Annotated in this window: 20 protein-coding genes, 1 tRNA gene and 1 pseudogene; 7 read left to right on the top strand and 15 right to left on the bottom strand. The window is 68.3% G+C overall.

Annotated features, from left to right (window positions below):
• Positions 1 to 240, bottom strand: a 240-nt coding sequence (locus FW784_RS14625) for a CDP-alcohol phosphatidyltransferase family protein (protein ID WP_235893602.1), incomplete at its 3' end; no start/stop codon positions are given.
• Between the two features lie 183 nt (positions 241 to 423).
• Between FW784_RS14625 and FW784_RS06645 the strand changes: the two genes are divergently transcribed.
• On the top strand, positions 424 to 753 hold the full coding sequence (locus FW784_RS06645; RefSeq protein WP_149352569.1) for a Rieske (2Fe-2S) protein: 330 nt from the start codon (positions 424 to 426) through the stop codon (positions 751 to 753).
• A 24-nt stretch (positions 754 to 777) separates the two neighbouring features.
• Here the strand turns inward: FW784_RS06645 and FW784_RS06640 are convergent, their stop codons facing one another.
• From FW784_RS06640 to thiS, 9 genes are all read right to left on the bottom strand, one after another.
• Positions 778 to 1167: a YciI family protein gene (locus FW784_RS06640; protein WP_149352568.1), complete on the bottom strand. Its 390-nt coding sequence runs from the start codon at positions 1165 to 1167 to the stop codon at positions 778 to 780.
• A gap of 52 nt (positions 1168 to 1219) precedes the next feature.
• Positions 1220 to 2440, bottom strand: a complete 1221-nt coding sequence (locus tag FW784_RS06635; protein ID WP_235893601.1) for an RNA polymerase sigma factor — start codon at positions 2438 to 2440, stop codon at positions 1220 to 1222.
• A 46-nt stretch (positions 2441 to 2486) separates the two neighbouring features.
• Positions 2487 to 2900: a VOC family protein gene (locus FW784_RS06630; protein WP_149352566.1), complete on the bottom strand. Its 414-nt coding sequence runs from the start codon at positions 2898 to 2900 to the stop codon at positions 2487 to 2489.
• A gap of 10 nt (positions 2901 to 2910) precedes the next feature.
• Positions 2911 to 3327: a VOC family protein gene (locus FW784_RS06625; RefSeq protein WP_149352565.1), complete on the bottom strand. Its 417-nt coding sequence runs from the start codon at positions 3325 to 3327 to the stop codon at positions 2911 to 2913.
• Positions 3328 to 3357: 30 nt separating this feature from the next.
• Positions 3358 to 3780 (bottom strand): YciI family protein, encoded by a 423-nt coding sequence (locus FW784_RS06620; protein WP_149352573.1) that lies wholly within the window; start codon positions 3778 to 3780, stop codon positions 3358 to 3360.
• 110 nt (positions 3781 to 3890) lie between these two features.
• Positions 3891 to 5732 (bottom strand): SLC13 family permease, encoded by a 1842-nt coding sequence (locus FW784_RS06615; RefSeq protein WP_149352564.1) that lies wholly within the window; start codon positions 5730 to 5732, stop codon positions 3891 to 3893.
• A 68-nt stretch (positions 5733 to 5800) separates the two neighbouring features.
• Positions 5801 to 6523 (bottom strand): tRNA (guanosine(46)-N7)-methyltransferase TrmB, encoded by a 723-nt coding sequence (gene trmB / locus FW784_RS06610; protein WP_149352563.1) that lies wholly within the window; start codon positions 6521 to 6523, stop codon positions 5801 to 5803.
• The gene (locus tag FW784_RS06605; protein ID WP_149352562.1) at positions 6523 to 7317 is read right to left on the bottom strand and encodes a thiazole synthase; all 795 of its coding nucleotides are present in this window, start codon (positions 7315 to 7317) and stop codon (positions 6523 to 6525) included. Before FW784_RS06605 ends, trmB begins: the two co-directional genes overlap by 1 nt.
• A 68-nt stretch (positions 7318 to 7385) precedes the next feature.
• Complete coding sequence (gene thiS, locus FW784_RS06600; RefSeq protein ID WP_149352572.1) at positions 7386 to 7589, bottom strand: sulfur carrier protein ThiS; 204 nt, start codon at positions 7587 to 7589, stop codon at positions 7386 to 7388.
• Positions 7590 to 7776: 187 nt separating this feature from the next.
• Between thiS and FW784_RS06595 the strand changes: the two genes are divergently transcribed.
• The 6 genes from FW784_RS06595 to FW784_RS06570 all read left to right on the top strand — a co-directional run bounded on the left by FW784_RS06595 (position 7777) and on the right by FW784_RS06570 (position 13560).
• Positions 7777 to 9597, top strand: a complete 1821-nt coding sequence (locus tag FW784_RS06595; RefSeq protein ID WP_187770707.1) for an autotransporter domain-containing protein — start codon at positions 7777 to 7779, stop codon at positions 9595 to 9597.
• 55 nt (positions 9598 to 9652) lie between these two features.
• Positions 9653 to 9726 (top strand) — tRNA-Gly (locus FW784_RS06590).
• 78 nt (positions 9727 to 9804) lie between these two features.
• Positions 9805 to 10257 (top strand): ATP-dependent zinc protease family protein, encoded by a 453-nt coding sequence (locus FW784_RS06585; protein ID WP_187770706.1) that lies wholly within the window; start codon positions 9805 to 9807, stop codon positions 10255 to 10257.
• A complete protein-coding gene (gene rimK / locus FW784_RS06580; RefSeq protein WP_149352560.1) occupies positions 10254 to 11162 on the top strand; it encodes a 30S ribosomal protein S6--L-glutamate ligase in 909 nt (302 codons plus the stop codon). The genes FW784_RS06585 and rimK overlap by 4 nt, the downstream gene beginning before the upstream one ends.
• Before the next feature lie 308 nt (positions 11163 to 11470).
• Entirely contained in the window at positions 11471 to 12157 is a 687-nt protein-coding gene (locus FW784_RS06575; RefSeq protein ID WP_149352559.1) for a response regulator transcription factor, read from the top strand.
• Positions 12158 to 12234: 77 nt separating this feature from the next.
• Positions 12235 to 13560: a sensor histidine kinase gene (locus FW784_RS06570; protein ID WP_149352558.1), complete on the top strand. Its 1326-nt coding sequence runs from the start codon at positions 12235 to 12237 to the stop codon at positions 13558 to 13560.
• Between the two features lie 268 nt (positions 13561 to 13828).
• Here FW784_RS06570 and FW784_RS06565 read toward each other — a convergent pair whose 3' ends face one another.
• From FW784_RS06565 to FW784_RS14300, 5 genes and pseudogenes are all read right to left on the bottom strand, one after another.
• On the bottom strand, positions 13829 to 14746 hold the full coding sequence (locus tag FW784_RS06565) for a branched-chain amino acid transaminase (protein WP_149352557.1): 918 nt from the start codon (positions 14744 to 14746) through the stop codon (positions 13829 to 13831).
• A gap of 55 nt (positions 14747 to 14801) precedes the next feature.
• A complete protein-coding gene (locus FW784_RS06560) occupies positions 14802 to 15431 on the bottom strand; it encodes a hypothetical protein (protein ID WP_149352556.1) in 630 nt (209 codons plus the stop codon).
• A gap of 46 nt (positions 15432 to 15477) precedes the next feature.
• Positions 15478 to 16116 carry a hypothetical protein gene (locus FW784_RS06555; protein WP_149352555.1) on the bottom strand — a complete coding sequence of 213 codons (639 nt, stop codon included), beginning with the start codon at positions 16114 to 16116 and terminating at the stop codon, positions 15478 to 15480.
• Between the two features lie 108 nt (positions 16117 to 16224).
• Complete coding sequence (metF, locus tag FW784_RS06550; RefSeq protein WP_149352570.1) at positions 16225 to 17046, bottom strand: methylenetetrahydrofolate reductase [NAD(P)H]; 822 nt, start codon at positions 17044 to 17046, stop codon at positions 16225 to 16227.
• A gap of 67 nt (positions 17047 to 17113) precedes the next feature.
• A pseudogene (locus FW784_RS14300) lies at positions 17114 to 17577 on the bottom strand (hypothetical protein); the annotation flags it as partial.

Genomic DNA, 17577 nt, shown 5'->3' with positions numbered 1-17577 from the left:
ACCGAGTTCTCTGGCGATGATCACTCCGGTCACCCACCACGACAGGTCACCGAGAACCGAAAGACCGATCAGCGCGGCGCCGATCAGTGCCTTGTCCGCGATCGGGTCCATGAGTTTGCCGAAATCGGTGACCAGACCGTACTTCCGAGCCAATTGGCCGTCGATCCGATCCGTGATCGCGGCGACGATGAACACGCCCAGCAGTGCCAGGCCCGTTACCGCCAGCAGCACGCGAAGCACGCGGTGCCGCGGCTTCCGCGGTTCCAGCACGGCGCGCGCGGCGCCGCGCAGCGGACGCTCGAAGCGCGAGGAGAGGTCGATGACGCGGAACAGGAAGTTGGGTCGCATGAGAAACTGTATGGCCTGCGAGCGTTGGAGTATCCGGCGACGCTCCTGCCGTCGTGTGAGGGAAGCGTTAATCCGATGAACGATGTGCTCGCCCGAGTGGACGCGCTGCCGGAGATGCAGCCGGTGGAAGTGGAGGCGTCGATCGACGGCGAGGCCGAGTCGCTGATCGTCGTGCGCGCCGGGGAACGGGTCGAGGTCTTCCTCAACGTGTGCCCGCATGCAGGCCGCCGGCTCGACTGGTCGCCCGGGAAGTTCCTGCTCAGCCGCGAGGGGCGGCTGGTGTGCGCCGCGCACGGCGCGTCGTTCGACCTGCCATCAGGCGAATGCGTCGCTGGGCCGTGCCGGGGCGAATCGCTGCGTCGCGTTGCGGTCCGCGTCGAAGAGGGGCAGGTGCGACTGGCGTGATCGCGTGTGCGTGGAGCGGATCGCTCACGTCTCCGACGCACCGGCCCCGACGCGCCGCCGCACGGCGTCAATGTCGCGCACGGCACGAACCTCGATCGCGCCGTAGCGCGTCCACGGCATCGCCTCGGCGATGCCCACGGCTTCGTCGAGGTCCGCCGCCTCGATCAGGTTGAAGCCGGCGAGGAATTCCTTGGTCTCCGCGAACGGCCCGTCGCTGATGCGCACCGCGCCGTCGCGATGACGCACGGCGCGTGCGGTCGACGGTGGCTCCAGCTGCTGCGAGTCGAGCAGTCGGCCTTCGGCGCGCAGCGCGTCGGCGCTCACCAGGCACTCGCGCATGTGCCGATCGAATTCGCCGTCCGGCAGTTCGGCCAGGCGCGCATCGTCGATGTAAACGAGCAACATGAACTGCATGGGGACGCCGGGTCGGGAGAGACGGCCATGCTGCCCGCCGCAGTCGTCGTTGTCACGTCGCCACGCACCGCGCCGCGCGGCCGAGCAGCACGCGTTGCTCCCGCGCATTTCGCGACAGGGATGCGGCGCGCTCGAAGTCCCGTCGCGCCTCGTCCGGGCGCCCGAGGCGATCGAGCAGGTCACCGCGCACGGCGGGCAGCAATGCGTAGCCATCCAGCGAGTCCTCGCGCACCAGCCGGTCGACACGCTCCAGCGCGACGGCGGGCCCGGACGCCATGGACTCGGCGACTGCGCGGTTGAGTTCGACGACCGGTGAGCCCGTCAGCTCGGACAGGCGCGCATAGAGTAGGGCGATGCGCGCCCAGTCCGTCGCGTCGGCGCTGGCCGCGCGTGCGTGGCAGGCGGCGATCGCCGCCTGCAGCGTGTACGCGCCCGACTCGCCGCCGAGCGCGATCGAACGGTCGAGCGCCGCCAACCCGTGCAGGATCAGGGACCTGTCCCAGCGGCGACGGTCCTGCTGCGTGAGCAGGATCGCTTCGCCGGCGGCATCGGTTCGTGCGTGCAGGCGCGACGCCTGCAACTCCATCAGCGCGACCAGGCCATGCACTTCGGCCTCCCGAGGCATCAGCCCCGCAAGCACGCGACCGAGCCGCATCGCGTCCTCGCACAGCGCGGGGCGCACGAGATCCTCACCCGCCGTCGCCGCGTAGCCTTCGTTGAAGACGAGGTAGATCACCTGCAGGACCGCGTCGAGCCGCTCGCCAAACGCATCTCGACGGGGGACTTCGAAGGGCACCCGGGCGTCGCGCAGCGTCTGCTTGGCACGCACGATGCGTTGCGAGATCGTCGCTTCGCGGGTCAGGAATGCGCGTGCGATCTCCGCAACGCTGAGCCCACCAAGCAGGCGCAGGGTCAGCGCCACGCGCGCATCGACCGGCAACACGGGATGGCACGCCACGAAGACCAGCCGAAGCAGGTCGTCCCCGATGTCGTCGTCCGCCTGCATCTCCGGCCCTCCGTCGAGCGATGCGTCCTGCAACTCGATTTCGACCGCGAACTCGCGCTGGCGCTCACCGTGCAGCGCACGCTGGCGAAGGTGGTCGATCGCGCGATGCCGGGCGGCGGTCATCAACCACGCGGCCGCGTTTTTCGGAACGCCGTCCAAGGGCCAGCGCTGCAGCGCCTGCACCAGCACGTCCTGCACGAGCTCCTCCGCGATCCCGACATCGCCCGTCATCCGGGCGACGCGGGCGACCAGGCGCGGCGATTCCATTCGCCACACCGTTTCCAGCGGGCGGGACACATCAGGCCTCATGCGATCAGGCGTCGGGTGCCGGCATCTGCGATTCGTCCATCCAGGTCACAGCCCATTGATGGCCGTCGAGGTCGTTGAACCCCTTCTGGTACATGAAGCCGTAGTCGTCCGTGTCGCCACCGTTCGTCGCGCCGGCTGCGAGCGCGGCGCCGTGCACCGCATCGACCTGCTCGCGCGAATCGAAGCACAGCGCCAGCAGCGCCTGCGACCACGCCTGCGGATCGCCCACCGGCTTCGGCGTCAGCGTCTGGTAGAAGTCGCGCGCCACCAGCATCACCTCGACCTGTTCATTGAGGGCGAGGCACACGGCATTTGCGCCGGTGAACCGGGGATTGAACGCCAGGCCGAGCGCGGCGAAGAATTTCTGGCTCCGCGCAACGTCGGCGATGGGCAGGCTCACGAAGAGTTTGTGCGGCATCACGGACGCCTCAGGCCTCGGCGGGATGGCAGTTGATCATCCACGGCTTGCCGAAGCGATCGGTGAGCATGCCGAAGCGCGCCGACCAGAACGTCTGCGCCAGCGGCATGCGCACGTCGGCGCCGACCGCCAGCTTCGCCCAGATCGCCTCGGCCTCCTCGGCGGTGTCGACCATCACGTTGACGCAGGTGCCGGCCGCCGTGTCCTGTCCGCCGCCGAGCTGGATGTCAGCGCCCATCAGTGCCGCCGCGCCGTTCTGCAGGTGGATGTGCATGATGCGATCGCGCGCTTCGGGCGGTGCGTCCGGGCACATGGGCGATTCGCCCACGGTGGTCACGTAGACGATGTCGCCGCCGAGGGCGTCGCGGTAAAAGTTGAACGCTTCGCGGCAGTTGCCGTCGAACGCGAGGTAGGCCACCAGTTGCATGTCGTCATCCTGTGTCTGTTGTGGGGGATATCAGTTGTCTGCAAGCTGTGCGCGCTTGCGGGCTTCGCTTTCGCGCTGCGCGGGTGTCATCGCATCGGCGAAATCGTCCGCTTCGAAGACCGGGCGGATTTCCAGTTCGCCGCCGTCGGCATGCGGATTCGGGCAGCGGCGTGCCCACTCGATTGCTTCGTCCATCGAGCGCACCTGCCAGAGCCAGAAGCCCGCGACCAGTTCATGCGCCTCCGCGAACGGGCCATCCACGACACTGCGCGACGTTCCCGAGAAGCGCACCCGCGAACCGCTCGACGACGGCTTGAGCCCCTCGGCCGCCAGCAGCACGCCGGCCTGCAGGAGTTCCTGGTTGAACCGGTCCATCGCCTCGATGAGTTCGGTGCCAGGCATCACCCCGGCTTCGGAGGCGGCGGTGGCCTTCACGATGACGAGCACACGCATGGTTGTCTCCCCGCGGCGGGCCGGATGCCGCGCCTTCATGGGATACGACGGATGGGCGGGGCCGATTTCGACATCGCGCGGCGCGTTCCCGACGAACGGTCGCGGCGCGCTCAGAACATCAGGTTGACGATGGCCACCGTCACCAGCGCATAGACCAGCGCCAGCGGCCCGCCGATCCGCCACAGGTCGCGCGAGGTGTAACCGCCGGGGCCCGTAATCATCGAAATGATCGCGTTGGACGGCGTCATGAAGTTGTTGGACGCCGACACGGCAACGATGAGCGCGAACGCGGTCGGGTTGCCGCCGGACGCGAGGGCGAGGTTGATCGCCAGCGGCACCACCACGATCGTGGCGCCGACGTTGCCGATCGCGATCGAGAACGCCGCCGTGCCGCATGCGATGGCCAGCTGGATCAGCCAGTTCGGCATCCAGTGCGGCACCATCGCGATCGCGTGCCCCGCGAGCCACGCCGCCGCGCCGCTGGAATCCATGGCCCAACCCAGGGGAATCAGGCAGGCCATCAGGAACACCGTCTTCCAGCTGATCGATGCATAGGCCTCGTCGATGTCGATCACTCCGGCCAGCAGCATTCCGACCACGCCCGCCATCAGCGCGATCGACACGGGCAGGCGCGACGAGAGCGCCAGCATCATGGTCACCGCGAAGATCACCAGCGCCGCCTTCAGCTTGTGCGGTCGCTGCTTGGCCTTGGGATAGTCGGTGACGATGACCAGGTCGCGCTCGCGGTTCACCGCCGCCAGCTCGGACCACAGGCTGTGCAGCACCAGCATGTCGCCGGCGCGAAGGCCGACGTTGCGGACGTCCTCGCGGATGACGTCCTTGTCGCGATTGATCGCCAGAAGGCTCAGGCCGTAGCGCCGGCGCAATTGAAGCTCGGCCGCGGTGCGTCCGATGTAGCGTGAAGTGGCGGGTACCACGGCTTCCGAAATGCCCGATCGCGCCGGATTGAAGATGTCGGCGAATGCGCGCAACCGCCCGCCTACGCGCAGGAACTGCAGTTGCGCGAAATCGCGGACGGCCTGCTCCGAGCCCATCACGCCCAGTGCGCTGCCGGCGGCGATGCGCGAGTCGGCGGGCGGCGCGACGCGGACGTCGTCACCGTTCTTGAGCGCGAGCAACGAAGGCGCCCCAGGCAGCGCTTCAGCTTCCGCCACCGTGAGCCCGGCGACGCGGCTCTCCGGATCGACATCGAGCTCGTAGACGTCGCCGTCGATGCCATACGCCTGCGCGAAGTAGCTCTGGGTGCGGCCGGGCGTCGCGCCTTTGCCTTCGGAATCCGGCAGGCGCTTGTAGCCATAGAAATAGAAGTAGGCGAGCGACGAGCCGAGCAGCGCGAAGCCGATCGGCATCGGCGCGAACATGCGCAGCGGCTTCAGGCTGCCGGCGCCCGACGGCAGGTTCGCGTTCGCCGCCAGCAGCAGGTCGTTGAGCAGGATCAGCGGCGTGTTGCCGACCATCGTCAGGCCGCCGCCCATCACGATGGCCGCCGCGATCGGAAGCAGGAAGCGCGACAGCGGCAGGCCGGTGCGCGATGACAGGCGCGCCGCGACGGGCATGTACAGCGCCATGATCGACGGGTTCTGCATGAGCGGCGAATTGACGCCGGCCGCTGCGGTGGCGAGCAGCAGCAAGCGGCGCTCGTCGCCATGCGCCCTGCGCAGTAGCCAGCCGGCGAGCCGATTCAACGCGCCGGTTCGATCGAGGCCCGCGCCGAGGATCATCGTGGACATCACGCAGATCACGGCGTTACCGGAGAAGCCGCCGAACAGCGCGTCAGGATCCACGAGCCCGGTCAGTCCGAGCAGCACCAGCACCACCAGCGCGACGACGTCGGCGCGCACGCGCTCGAAGAGGAACATCACCATGGTGAAGCCGGCGATCGCCAGCACCACCACCATGTCCTGCGTCAGCGGAAGCGCGGTGTCGTCCATCGCTCAGGCGGCACGCGCGCGGAATGCGCGGTGAGCGGGGCAGGCGCGGGCGAGGGCGAGGGCCTGCGTCATTCCACGCGGTCGTACAGGAGATCCCAGACGCCGTGGCCGAGTTTCAGGCCACGCGCTTCGAAGTGCGTCTCGGGGCGCCACGCGGGGCGTGGAAGATGGCCGCGCGGGCCGGCGCGGTTACGGATGCCGGGAGTCGCGTCGAGCACGTCCCACATGTGCTCGGCATAGTCCTGCCAGTCGGTCGCCAGGTGCAGCAGACCGCCCGGCGCGAGCTTGCGAACCAGCAGGCCGGCGATCCCGGGCTGCACGAGGCGACGCTTGTTGTGGCGCTTCTTGTGCCACGGATCCGGGAAGTAGATACGCACTTCCTGCAGCGACGCGTCGGCGATCTCGTTTTCCAGCACCTCGACGGCGTCGTGGTGGTAGAGCTTCACGTTTTGCGCGTCGTCCGACGCCAGCGCATTGAGAAGCCGGCCCACGCCCGGCGCATGCACCTCGATGCCGATGTAGTCGCGCGCCGGGTCCTGCTGGGTCGCGTACCGCAGCGCCTCGCCGTTGCCGAATCCGACTTCGAGGATGCGCGGTGCGGTGCGACCGAACGCGGCGTCGAAATCGCGCGGGGTGCCGGTGTACTCGAGCCCGTAGCGCGGCCACAGTTCGTCGAAGGCGCGTTGCTGCGCGTCGGTGAAGCGGCCCTGTCGCAGCACGAAGCTGCGGATCCTGCGATTGCCTTCCTCGATGGTGAAGGGCTTGGCCTGCGGAACGTGCGGGTCCGCCATCAGCCGATGAGCCCGTCCACGGGCGAGGACGCGCTCGCGAAGCGCTTGCGCGGAATGCGGCCCGCCTTGAAGGCGGCGCGGCCGGCCTCGACGGCGAGCTTCATCGCATGCGCCATCAGCACGGGGTCCTTCGCCCCGGCGATCGCGGTGTTCATCAGCACCCCGTCGCAGCCGAGTTCCATCGCGATGCTCGCATCGGATGCGGTGCCAACGCCGGCGTCGACGATGATCGGGACCTTCGCGTTCTCGATGATCTCGATCAGGTTGTAGCGGTTCTGGATGCCCAGGCCCGAACCGATCGGCGCGGCCAGCGGCATCACCGCCACGCAGCCGATTTCTTCCAGGCGTTTGGCCAGGATGGGGTCATCGGAGGTGTAGACCATCACGTGGAAGCCGTCGCGGACGAGCGTCTCCGCCGCGGCGAGCGTGGCGACCACGTCCGGGTAAAGCGTGCGCTGGTCGCCAAGGACCTCGAGCTTCACGAGCGTGTGGCCGTCCAGCAGTTCGCGCGCGAGCCGGCAGGTGCGTACGGCGTCGTCGGCGGTGTAACAACCGGCGGTGTTCGGAAGGATCGTGTAGCGGTCGGGCGGCAGGGCGTCGAGCAGGTTGGGCTCGCCGGGGTTCTGGCCGATGTTGGTGCGGCGGATCGCGACTGTGACGATCTGCGCCCCCGCCGCTTCGGTCGCAAGGCGCGTCTGCTCGAGGTCGGCGAACTTGCCCGTGCCGGTAAGCAGGCGCGATGAATAGGAGGTGCCCGCTATGACGAGCGGATCGGTCGATGCGAAATCGGTCATCAGGCGATTATCGCATCGTCGCGCCGCCCGCCTGCGAGGCGTGCAGCCGGTTCCGGGGCGACGCCACCTCAGCCACCCCCGAGCGCGTGCACGATCTCGACCCGGTCGCCCTCGGCGAGGCCGTGGCCGGCATGCCGGCTGCGCGGAATGATCTCGCCGTTGACCTCGACCGCGACCCGGCGCGTGGCCAGCCCCTCCGCCTGCAGGAGGGTGAGGACGTCGGCGCCGGCGGGAAGGGCGCGGGGCTCGCCGTTGAGCAGCAGTCGGAGCATGGGTTCCATGGCCGGCATTGTCGCTGCTGACGCCTTCAGCCTGAAGGGGCTGCCGGGTTGCCGGACCGTGCCGGATGCCGCTTGCTAACGAGTCCTTCACGTGGTTCGATGCCGCCATCCGCCCGCGTACGCCGGCGGTTTCCCAACGTTTTCAAGGACGCAACGCATGAAACCTGTCCGTACCGCGCTGGCTGCCGCGCTCGCGCTCGCCGCGATGCCCGCCTTCGCCCAGACCTATTCCCAGACCATCTTCTTCGGCGATTCGCTCACCGACACCGGCGCATTCCGCCCGGCCCTGATCCAGGCCGCCGGCCCGTCGGCCGCGATCGCGGGCCGCTTCACCACCAACCCGGGCCTGATCTGGGCCGAGTACCTGGCCGACTTCTACGGCACCTCGGCCAACCCGTACTACGGCGCCAACAGCACCGTGCAGAACCCGGCCGGTACCGACTTCGCGGTCGGCGGCGCACGCGTCGGCGTGACCAACCCGAGCCCGTTCGGCGCGGTGCCGTCGCTGCAGACGCAGGTCAATGCCTACCTCGCCAACAACGGCGGCCGCGCTGATTCCAACGCGTTGTATACGGTGTGGGGCGGCGCGAACGACCTGTTCGCGGCCACGCCGACCACGGCCAACGCGATCGTCGCGGGCGCGGTGACCAGCGAGATCGGCATCGTCAAGCAGCTCACCGCTGCCGGCGCGCGCTACATCATCGTGCCGACGCTTCCCGACCTCGGCGCGACCCCGGCGTCGCGTGCCCAGGGCCCGGCAGTCGTCGCGCAGTCGAGCGCGCTGTCCAACAGCTACAACAACGCACTGTTCGGCGGCCTCGCGTCGGCCGGCGTGCGCGTCATCCCGCTCGATACGTTCCACCTGCTCAACGAAGTGATCGCCAATCCGTCGCAGTTCGGCATCACCAACGTCACCGGCACGGCCTGCCAGCCGCAGATCACCGCGTCCTCGCTGACCTGCAATCCGACCACCTACGTGAACCCGAGCGCGCCTTACACGTACCTGTTCGCCGACGGCGTGCATCCGTCGCTGGCGGGTCACGAAATCCTGGGCGACTACGCGATCTCGATCCTCGAGGCGCCGCGCCAGGTCCAGCTGCTGACGCACACCACGTCGGTGATCAACCGTGCCCGCGCCGAGGTCGTCGGTGGCGAAGCGATGGCCCGTTCGATGGCCGATGGCGAGGGCATGCGCTGGTGGGCGAACGCCCGCGGCGATTTCCAGCGTTACGGCAATGGCGACATGTATGACGGCGCGGGCCCGTCGCTGACCGCCGGCGTCGACTGGAAGTCCGGCAGCCTCGTCTACGGCGGTTTCGCCGGGTTCGGTCGCAGCTCGTTCGACTGGGGCAAGCGCACCGGTTCGTTCGACCAGCGCGACGCGACCCTCGGCGGCTACATGGGCTGGCGCAGCGGCGCGGCGTGGGTCGACGGCCAGCTGAGCTACAGCCGCACCAATTACAACCTCGACCGCCGCGTCGAGCTCGGCCGCGCCGAGCGGATCCACCACGGCGACACCAGCGGCAACGTGCTCACGCTCGGCGCCGAAGGCGGCTGGGAGTTCGGCGCCGGCGCGTTCAAGCACGGCCCGGTGATCGGCGTGCTGTCGCAGCGCATCAAGGTCGACGGCTTCGCCGAAGACCAGGCCACGCTGTCGACCTCGCTCGCTTATCCCGACCAGTCGTTCGACTCGCTGATCGGCAAGGTCGGCTGGCAGGCGCACGTCGATGGCGGCGCGGTCAGCCCGTATGCACGCCTCACCGTCGACCGCGAGTTCCAGAACCAGGCCGACGAGGCCTTTGCGCGTTCGCAGTCGCTGTCGACCACGGGTGACTACGCGGTACCCGGCGTCCAGTTCGACGACACCTACGCCACGCTGCAGTTCGGCGCGCGCACCAAGGTGTACGGCCTGAATGCGGACGTCGGTGCAAGCCTCACGCAGATGCAGAAGGGCGGCAACGACGCGACCGTTTATCTCACCGTCGGTAGCGGCTTCTGATCGACCGCCGCGCGCGTTGCCAACCGGGTCGCGCGCGGCCTAGACTGCGGGGCCGGCGGGTGTAGTTCAATGGTAGAACTGCAGCTTCCCAAGCTGCTAGCGTGGGTTCGATTCCCATCACCCGCTCCACATGATCCAAACGGCGACCCGCCACACTGGTCGCCGTTTTTCTTTTTGCGCCCCGGGGATTTCCAGTTGAGCCCGACCTTGCCTCGCACCATCGTCGGCTGGCGCGAATGGATCGCGTTGCCCGACCTCGACCTGTCCGCGCTGCGCGCCAAGATCGATACGGGCGCACGGTCGTCGGCGCTGCACGTCGACGCGCAGTGGCGCATAACGGAAGGCGGCGCACCCTGGGTCGCATTCCGCCTGGATACCGGCGCGAACCGCGTGGTCCAACTGCAGGCGCCCGTGCACGACGAGCGCGAAGTCGTCGACTCCGGCGGTCATCGCACCTTGCGCGTGTTCCTGCGAACGCGCCTCCGGCTGGCGGGCGAGGAGTGCATGGCGGAGATCAACCTCAGCGATCGTCGTGGCATGCGCTTTGCGATGCTGGTCGGACGCACGGCGCTGTCCGGACTCTTCACCGTCGATCCGGCACGATCCTTCCTGCATGGCCGCGCGCACCGCCGGCCGGCGAACTCAACGAGCCCTCCATGAAGCTCGCGATCCTGTCGCGCAACACCTCGCTCTACTCCACGCGACGGCTTGTCGAGGCGGCGCGCGAGCAGGGCCATACCGCGCGCGTGCTCGACCCGCTGCGCTGCTACATGCGCATCGCCTGCGGCGACTTCGCGATGCACTACAAGGGGCGCCCGCTCACCGGAGTGGATGCGGTCATCCCGCGCATCGGAGCGTCGGTGACGCGCTACGGCACCGCCGTGCTGCGCCAGTTCGAGCTCATGGGCACCTGCACGCCGAATCCGTCCGACGCCATCCTTCGCGCCCGGGACAAGCTGCGCGCGCACCAGTTGCTCGCGGCCGAAGGGATCCACATGCCGATCACCGTGTTCGGCGACAACCCGGATGACACCGGAGACCTGCTGCGCCTGCTCGGCGCGTCGCCGCACGTCATCAAGCTCACCGAGAGTTCGCAGGGCACGGGCGTGATCCTCGCCGAGAAGCCCTCCGCGTCGCGCGGCATCATCGAAGCGCTGCGCGGGCTGTACGCCAACTTCATCGTGCAGGAGTTCATCGCGGAGGCGAAAGGCGCCGACGTGCGCTGCTTCGTGGTTGGCGACCGGGTGATCGCGGCGATGCGTCGCCAGGCGCCCGCAGGCGAGTTCCGCTCGAACCTGCACCGGGGCGGCACGGCCGTCGGGGTGAAGCCGAGCGCCGACGAGTGCGAGGTCGCGATCCGGGCGACACGGGTGCTGGGGCTGGGGGTTGCGGGCGTCGACCTGATCCGTTCGGACCGGGGTCCGCTCGTGCTGGAGGTGAATGCCTCCCCCGGCCTCGAGGGCATCGAAACTGCGTCCAAAAAGGACATTGCGGGCGAAATCGTCCGCTTTGTTGCAGGAGGATGCACGCCCGTTAAGGCAGTTCGGGGTCGGCGAAAGAAATAACGGAACGTTAACGAAAAAGCCGCTCAGTCCTTAACCATCGTTTAAGGGTTTCCAGCGTAGCGTGCCCGTTCCGCAGCTCATCCCGGGGTGGCTCCTCGGCGGGCCGCGGTAATCGGGGTAACACTTTTTGCCCGGGCACTCGTGTCCGGGCACTTTTTTTGGTGCCGTTGGTCGGATGTCAACACGGTGCATGAACAGCCGTCTGACACAATCGAGAAATGCATATGCGCACCCATGATCCCCGCTCCTCCCACGCGTCTTCGACGGCGACGGTGGGCGGCAGCCGGCTCCAGCCCCAGGAAACATCCATGCGAATTCTCGTCATCGAGGACAACCCCGATATCGCCGCCAACCTGGGCGATTTCCTCGAAGACCGCGGCCACACCGTCGACTTCGCCGCCGACGGCATCACCGGGCTCCACCTCGCGGTGGTGCACGACTTCGACGCCATCGTGCTCGACCTCAACCTGCCGGGCCTCGATGGCCTGGAGGTCTGCCGCAAGCTGCGCAACGAAGCGCGCAAGCAGACGCCGGTGCTGATGCTCACCGCGCGCGACAGCCTCGACAACAAGCTCGCCGGCTTCGATTCCGGCGCGGACGATTACCTGATCAAGCCGTTCGCGCTGCAGGAAGTCGAAGTACGCCTGGCGGCGCTTTCGCGCCGGGGCCGCGGCGTGCAGACGCGCGTGCTCAACGTTGCCGACCTCGAATACAACCTCGACACCCTCGAGGTTCGCCGCGGCGGAAAGCTGCTGCAGCTCAACCCGACCGCGCTGAAGATCCTGCAGGCGCTGATGGAAGCGGCACCGGCGGTCGTCACGCGGCAGGAACTCGAAACGCGGGTGTGGGGCGAGGAGCTTCCGGACTCCGACTCGCTGCGCGTGCACATCCACGGGCTGCGCGCCGTCGTCGACAAGCCGTTCGGCAACCCTCTGATCCAGACCCGGCACGGCATCGGTTACCGCATCGCCGCGCCCGAAGGCATGACCGTCTGATCCGGACGCATCGCGCCGGCCTCGTTGCGGCCGGCGCGACCGCCTAGACTGGCCGCTTCCGCCCGACCTCATCGACGATGGCCGACGTCAGCCCGTCCGCGCGACCGCGCGCCCGCACCCGAACCCGTTATCGCCGGCGATTGCGAAGCCGAATAATCCTCGGCTTCGTGCTGTTGGGCTTCAGCCTGACGTTGCTGATGGTCGTGGCGACCAACAAGGTGCGCGACCGCGTCGAGGACACCCTCGTGTCCGACGTGTTGAATCGCAATATCGACGAGCTGGCTCGTCGCTATTACGCGGATCCTGCGAAGCATCCCTCCACGCCCATCGAGCAGGTACGCGGCTTCGTATTCGCGCCGAACGGCGCAAGACTCCGCACGGAATTCCCGGAGTGGGCATCGCTCAGCGACGGGATCTACGGGCTCGGCGGAAAGAATCCCGACGGCACCGCGTTCCACTACAAGCTGGCGGTGCGGCGTACGCAGAAGGCGTGGTTCTTCATCGCCTACGACACCACGCAATCCGAACGCGCCAAGCAGCGCTTCAATGAACAGCTGACGGTGGTCGTGATCCTGTTCACCGCCCTTTCGCTGCTCGTCGGCTGGTGGTCCGCGTCCCGCGTGATGAGCCCGGTACTGGAGCTCGCCCAGCGGCTGAAGCGCTCGCGCAGCGGCCTCACGGGGCCGCTGGCAAATGACTTCGCCGACGACGAAGTGGGGCAGCTGGCCGCGGCGCTGGACGATTACAGCGCACGCCTGACCGAGGTGGTCCAGCGCGACCGGGAGTTCAACGCCGACGTCAGCCATGAGCTGCGTACGCCACTGGCGGTCATCCGCGGCGCGATCGAACTGCTGCTGGCGAAATCGGATCTGGACGAGAAGACGCGTAGTCGCCTGATGCGCATCCAGCGAGCTGAGCAGCAGTGCACCGACCTCATCAGCGCACTGTTGTTGCTGTCGCGCAACGAGCGGGGGCAGGGCACCACCGATGTCGCCCGCGTGGCCGAGCAGTTGCTCGATGCGCATCGCGCGCAGCTGGGCGGCAAGCCGGTGGCACTTCGTGTCGAGGGGAATGCCGGGCTGATGGTGGATGCATCGGAGGCGGCGGTGACCGTCGCGCTCAACAACCTGATCGGAAACGCCGTCAAGTACACGCTGGAGGGCGAGGTCGTGGTGCGGCTGTTGCCGCAGTCGGTCGAGGTGGTCGACTCCGGTCCGGGCCTGAGCCCCGAGGATGCCGCGCGGCTGTTCGAGCGGGGTTATCGCGGCACGCATGCGGGTCACTCGCAGGGTGGCGGCATCGGCCTGTCGATCGTTCGGCGACTGTGCGAGCTGTACGGATGGGATGTGCGCGTGGCGCCGGGTGCAGTGCGCGGCGTCGTCGCGACCCTGACGTTTGGTTGAAGCGCTGCAGCGGGACGCGTTGACACGTCGATGGTTGCTGGCGGCGGCGCGAACGGCGATTGGAGTGCGTCGGCGAAAACGCATGCGTCTGTTCGCCGAAGCCGCGTGGAACCCACCGCTTGCCTGCAGCGTCCGCTGAGCTCGCCCGCAGGCGACGCTCCACACGCTGCGCCGCAGCTCGCCAGGTCGCGCGCTGCAATCCGTCCGGTCAAGAAAAAAGCCGACGCATTGCGTCGGCCTTTCCAATGCCTGGTATCGCGACGTCGGCTCAACCCTCGAGCGGCTCCAGCCAACCGTAGCGATCCGGCGTGCCGCCTTCGAACAGGCCGAAGAACAGTTCCTGGATGCGACGCGTCACCGGGCCCGGCTTGCCGGCACCGACCTGGCGGCCGTCCACCGAACGGATCGGAGTGATTTCAGCGGCCGTGCCGCACATGAAGAGCTCGTCGCACAGGTACAGGTATTCGCGCGGCAGGTCGCGCTCGACCACCGGGATCCCGGCGTCGCGGGCGAGCGAGATGATCGTGTTGCGTGTGATGCCGTTGAGCAGGGCAGCGCTGATCGGGGTGGTGTGCAGCGCGCCCTCGAAGACGAGGAACAGGTTCTCCCCGGCGCCTTCGCTCAGCAGGCCGGTGGAAGCCAGCGCGATGCCCTCGCCGAAGCCGAGCCGGCGCGCCTCGCGCGCGATCAGCTGGCCGGACAGGTAATTGCCGCCGGCCTTGGCACCCGCGGGAATCGTATTAGGCGCAAAACGCTGCCAGCTGGACACGCAGGCGTCGATGCCCTGCTCGAGCACGCCTTCGCCGAGGTACGGACCCATGAACCACGAGGCCACCGACACGTCGATCGGCGTCTCGGCCGACAGCCCGAACCCACCGAGGCCGCGATAGGCGAGCGGGCGCAGGTAGGCGCGCGTCAGGCCATTGCGCAGGATGACTTCGCGGCACGCCGCGTTGATCTCCTCGAGCGAGTAGGGCAGCACCATGTCGTAGATGCGTGCCGAAGCGAACAGGCGGCGGTTGTGGTCGGTCAGGCGGAAGATGGCCGGGCCGTTGGGCGTCTCGTAGCAGCGGATGCCTTCGAACACCGACGAGCCGTAGTGAAGCGCATGCGACATGACATGGGTGGTGGCCTCGGCCCAGGGTTTGATCGAGCCGTTGTGCCAGATCCATTCGGGGTAGTGCATGCGCGACGTCCGGAAGGTTGAAGCGCGCATTGTCCCATGCGGTGGCTTCGGGCCGTCAGTCGGCGGGCGGAGGCACCGCCGCGGGCGGTGACGCCTGTGTGGGGATCGCCGGCGCCGCTGGAGCAGGCCTGGGCGCACGCGGCGCGCCGCCTTCGACGATCCACCAGCAATCGAGATGCTTGCGAAGCCCGAACACCGCGTGCATCGGCGTGCTGCCGTGGCTCGACGTCTGCTCCAGCCGCAGCGCGACGGGAGGGCCCGCGGGTGCCGCTGCCGGGTAGGGATCGTCGCTCGCGCCCGGCCAGACCGCCTGGATGTCCACGAGCGGGCGATCCACCACCGCCTGCAGCCGATCCATCAGCTTGTAGCCCTCCCGGGTGCCCATACCGTTCCACAGGTAGACGCTCGCGAGTCGATTCACGTCGTGCGCTTCCACCGACGACGAGACCTCGTAGGCCAGGTCGCGCAGCGTGCGGGGGCAGCCGGGGCGATAGCTGCGCAGCTGTGGCGCCGCGGCAGCGGCGTTCGCAGGCGCCGCGCGCTCGACCGCGCCGATCACGTCGCAGCGCTGGTCAGTGAACACGGTGCTGCCGTCGGCCATTGCGCAGCGGCGCACCTGCGCGGGCGCGAGGCGCGGCATGGCGAGGAACAACAGCAGGGGTGCAAGCAGCAGTCGACGCGGCATGTGCCGAAGGGTAAGCCGCCGCCGGCCCCGCGTCGCCTCCGACGCGTCAGAAGTGCACGAAATAGCACCCCGCGTAGCGCTCGACGTTCAGTTCAAGCGACCGCGATCGCGTGTCACCGCCGAGGCTGACCTGCAGGATGCCGGCGCGCCCTTCGTCCGCCGCGTTGCCGGCCGACGCCAACTGCAGCCCCATTCCCATCTGCGCGTCGTAGTAGTGCGCGCCCTGGACGCGCGCACGCGACAGCTGTTCCAGTCGCTTCATGACGGGCAGCGCCTGCGCCTGCGTCATGCCGGCCCACTGCCAGCTCTCGGCGAGGCGATTGACGTCGCCGAGTGCGAGGGAGCCCTCGATGTCCATCGCAAGCTGCGTGGGCGATCGCGCGCAGCCCGATGCCAGCGAACGTCGCGTTGCGGCCGGTTGCGGAAGCGTTGCGTCCGAGTCCGGCATGTCCGAATAGGCGGCGGGCTCGCGCGAAGCCTCGCTGGCGAGCCGCATGTTGAGGTCTGAAGACATCGATGCCGGAGCCGCCCCGACGAACGCGCACGGCTTGTCCGTGTACACGCTGGTTCCATCCGCCGAGCGGCAGTGCTGCACGCCGCCCAGGCTCGCGTGTGCATCCTGGGACGCGGGCAGCATCAGCCCGAGGCCGAGCGCGAACGTAAGCAGGGAAGTAGTGGTTTTCATGTCGCGCACCTACGGGGAACCGGTGCGTGAAATGCTCGACGTCGCTTCGTCAAGGAAAAGTGTGATCGAGGCCTCGAGACTGAATCGGTCGCCAACAAAAGCCGGTTTTCAGCGCAATTGGGCCAAAACGTTCATGGTCGGTTTCGACAAATTCAACGTATAGAAGTGCAGCGACGGTGCGCCGCCTTCGACCAGGCGACGGCACAACTGCGCGACGACTTCGGCGCCGAACGCCCGCACGCTGTCGGCGTCGTCGCCGTACGCGAGCATCCGCTGCGTCACCCAGCGCGGGATTTCCGCGCCGCACAGGTCGGAAAAGCGGCGGATCTGGCTGAAGTTCTGGATCGGCATGATGCCGGGCACGATCGGGATGTCGATGCCGGCGCGGCGCACGTCGTCGACGAAGCGGAAGTAGGCGTCCGCGTTGTAGAAATACTGGGTGATCGCTCCGTTGGCGCCGGCGCGGACCTTGCCCACGAAATTGCGCAGGTCGACATGGGCGTCGCGCGCCTGCGGATGCATTTCCGGGTACGCCGCGACCTCGACGTGGAAATGGTCGCCCGTCTCCTCGCGGATGAACTGCACCAGTTCGTCGGCATACCGCAGCTCGCCGGCGCTGACCATGCCCGACGGCAGGTCGCCGCGCAGCGCGACGAGTCGCTTCGCGCCGAGTGCGCGGTAGAGCTTCAGCAGGCCGCGGATCTCCTCGCGGGAGCCGCCCATGCAGGTGATGTGCGGGGCCGAGTCCAGGCCGCTTGCGCGCAGCTTCTGGATCGTTTCGGGCGTGTGGCTGAGCGTGGAGCCGCCCGCGCCGAAGGTCACGCTGACGTATTCCGGATTCTCGGCGCGCAGCTTGCCGACCGTCCGGTCGAGCTGTGCGTGCTGCTCGGCCGTCTTCGGCGGATAGAACTCGAAGCTGATCGGGACCATGGGGCGGCCGCTGGCAAGAAGGCCGCCATCATATCGCTTCATCGCGATGGATAGAAAGGCGAGTGACTCAGTGCGCGAGCGCGCCGCGCAGGATCCGTCCGGAACGCTGATCGATCGACGCGATGTGTCCCGACGTATCCAGCAGCTGGAAGGCCACCCCGCCGGTCCGGAGTTCGTACGGGCTGAACCAGCTCATCGAGCTGGCCGGCGTGGCTGCGCCGGTGGCGATAACGCGCTCGGGGAAGCCCGCGCGACGCAGCACGTCGTCCGTCTGGCGGTCGTTGCGTGCCATGACGGTCGTGCGCACCTGATCGGGCAGCCCCAGCGCCGGGTCCAGACCGCTGCGGTGGAGCCCGAGGCCCGAGTCGTACGTCATCTCGCGCACGTGCGCCGCTGCCCACATGAGCGCGCATGCGCTTGCGCAGCGACCGGCGATGCGGACGGTGAGACCACGCGCGTTCGCGAGGTCCGCGACCCGCAGCGCCTGCGCCCGCAGCCCGCCCGGACCGCTCACGATCAGCGTGCGCACGT

The sequence above is a fragment of the Cognatilysobacter lacus genome (genome assembly GCF_008274655.1).
Lineage (GTDB): Bacteria > Pseudomonadota > Gammaproteobacteria > Xanthomonadales > Xanthomonadaceae > Cognatilysobacter > Cognatilysobacter lacus.
Note: the sequence above shows the minus strand (reverse complement) of the source record. Positions and strands in the feature narration are given on the sequence as shown.

Excerpts from the sequence above, each read along its gene's own strand:
- FW784_RS06645 (WP_149352569.1), top strand. The coding sequence starts at position 424 with ATGAACGATGTGCTCGCCCGAGTGGACGCGCTGCCGGAGATGCAGCCG.
- FW784_RS06640 (WP_149352568.1), bottom strand. The coding sequence starts at position 1,167 with ATGCAGTTCATGTTGCTCGTTTACATCGACGATGCGCGCCTGGCCGAA.
- FW784_RS06635 (WP_235893601.1), bottom strand. The coding sequence starts at position 2,440 with ATGGAATCGCCGCGCCTGGTCGCCCGCGTCGCCCGGATGACGGGCGAT.
- FW784_RS06630 (WP_149352566.1), bottom strand. The coding sequence starts at position 2,900 with ATGCCGCACAAACTCTTCGTGAGCCTGCCCATCGCCGACGTTGCGCGG.
- FW784_RS06625 (WP_149352565.1), bottom strand. The coding sequence starts at position 3,327 with ATGCAACTGGTGGCCTACCTCGCGTTCGACGGCAACTGCCGCGAAGCG.
- FW784_RS06620 (WP_149352573.1), bottom strand. The coding sequence starts at position 3,780 with ATGCGTGTGCTCGTCATCGTGAAGGCCACCGCCGCCTCCGAAGCCGGG.
- FW784_RS06615 (WP_149352564.1), bottom strand. The coding sequence starts at position 5,732 with ATGGACGACACCGCGCTTCCGCTGACGCAGGACATGGTGGTGGTGCTG.
- trmB (WP_149352563.1), bottom strand. The coding sequence starts at position 6,523 with ATGGCGGACCCGCACGTTCCGCAGGCCAAGCCCTTCACCATCGAGGAA.
- FW784_RS06605 (WP_149352562.1), bottom strand. The coding sequence starts at position 7,317 with ATGACCGATTTCGCATCGACCGATCCGCTCGTCATAGCGGGCACCTCC.
- thiS (WP_149352572.1), bottom strand. The coding sequence starts at position 7,589 with ATGCTCCGACTGCTGCTCAACGGCGAGCCCCGCGCCCTTCCCGCCGGC.
- rimK (WP_149352560.1), top strand. The coding sequence starts at position 10,254 with ATGAAGCTCGCGATCCTGTCGCGCAACACCTCGCTCTACTCCACGCGA.
- FW784_RS06575 (WP_149352559.1), top strand. The coding sequence starts at position 11,471 with ATGCGAATTCTCGTCATCGAGGACAACCCCGATATCGCCGCCAACCTG.
- FW784_RS06570 (WP_149352558.1), top strand. The coding sequence starts at position 12,235 with ATGGCCGACGTCAGCCCGTCCGCGCGACCGCGCGCCCGCACCCGAACC.
- FW784_RS06565 (WP_149352557.1), bottom strand. The coding sequence starts at position 14,746 with ATGCACTACCCCGAATGGATCTGGCACAACGGCTCGATCAAACCCTGG.
- FW784_RS06560 (WP_149352556.1), bottom strand. The coding sequence starts at position 15,431 with ATGCCGCGTCGACTGCTGCTTGCACCCCTGCTGTTGTTCCTCGCCATG.
- FW784_RS06555 (WP_149352555.1), bottom strand. The coding sequence starts at position 16,116 with ATGAAAACCACTACTTCCCTGCTTACGTTCGCGCTCGGCCTCGGGCTG.
- metF (WP_149352570.1), bottom strand. The coding sequence starts at position 17,046 with ATGGTCCCGATCAGCTTCGAGTTCTATCCGCCGAAGACGGCCGAGCAG.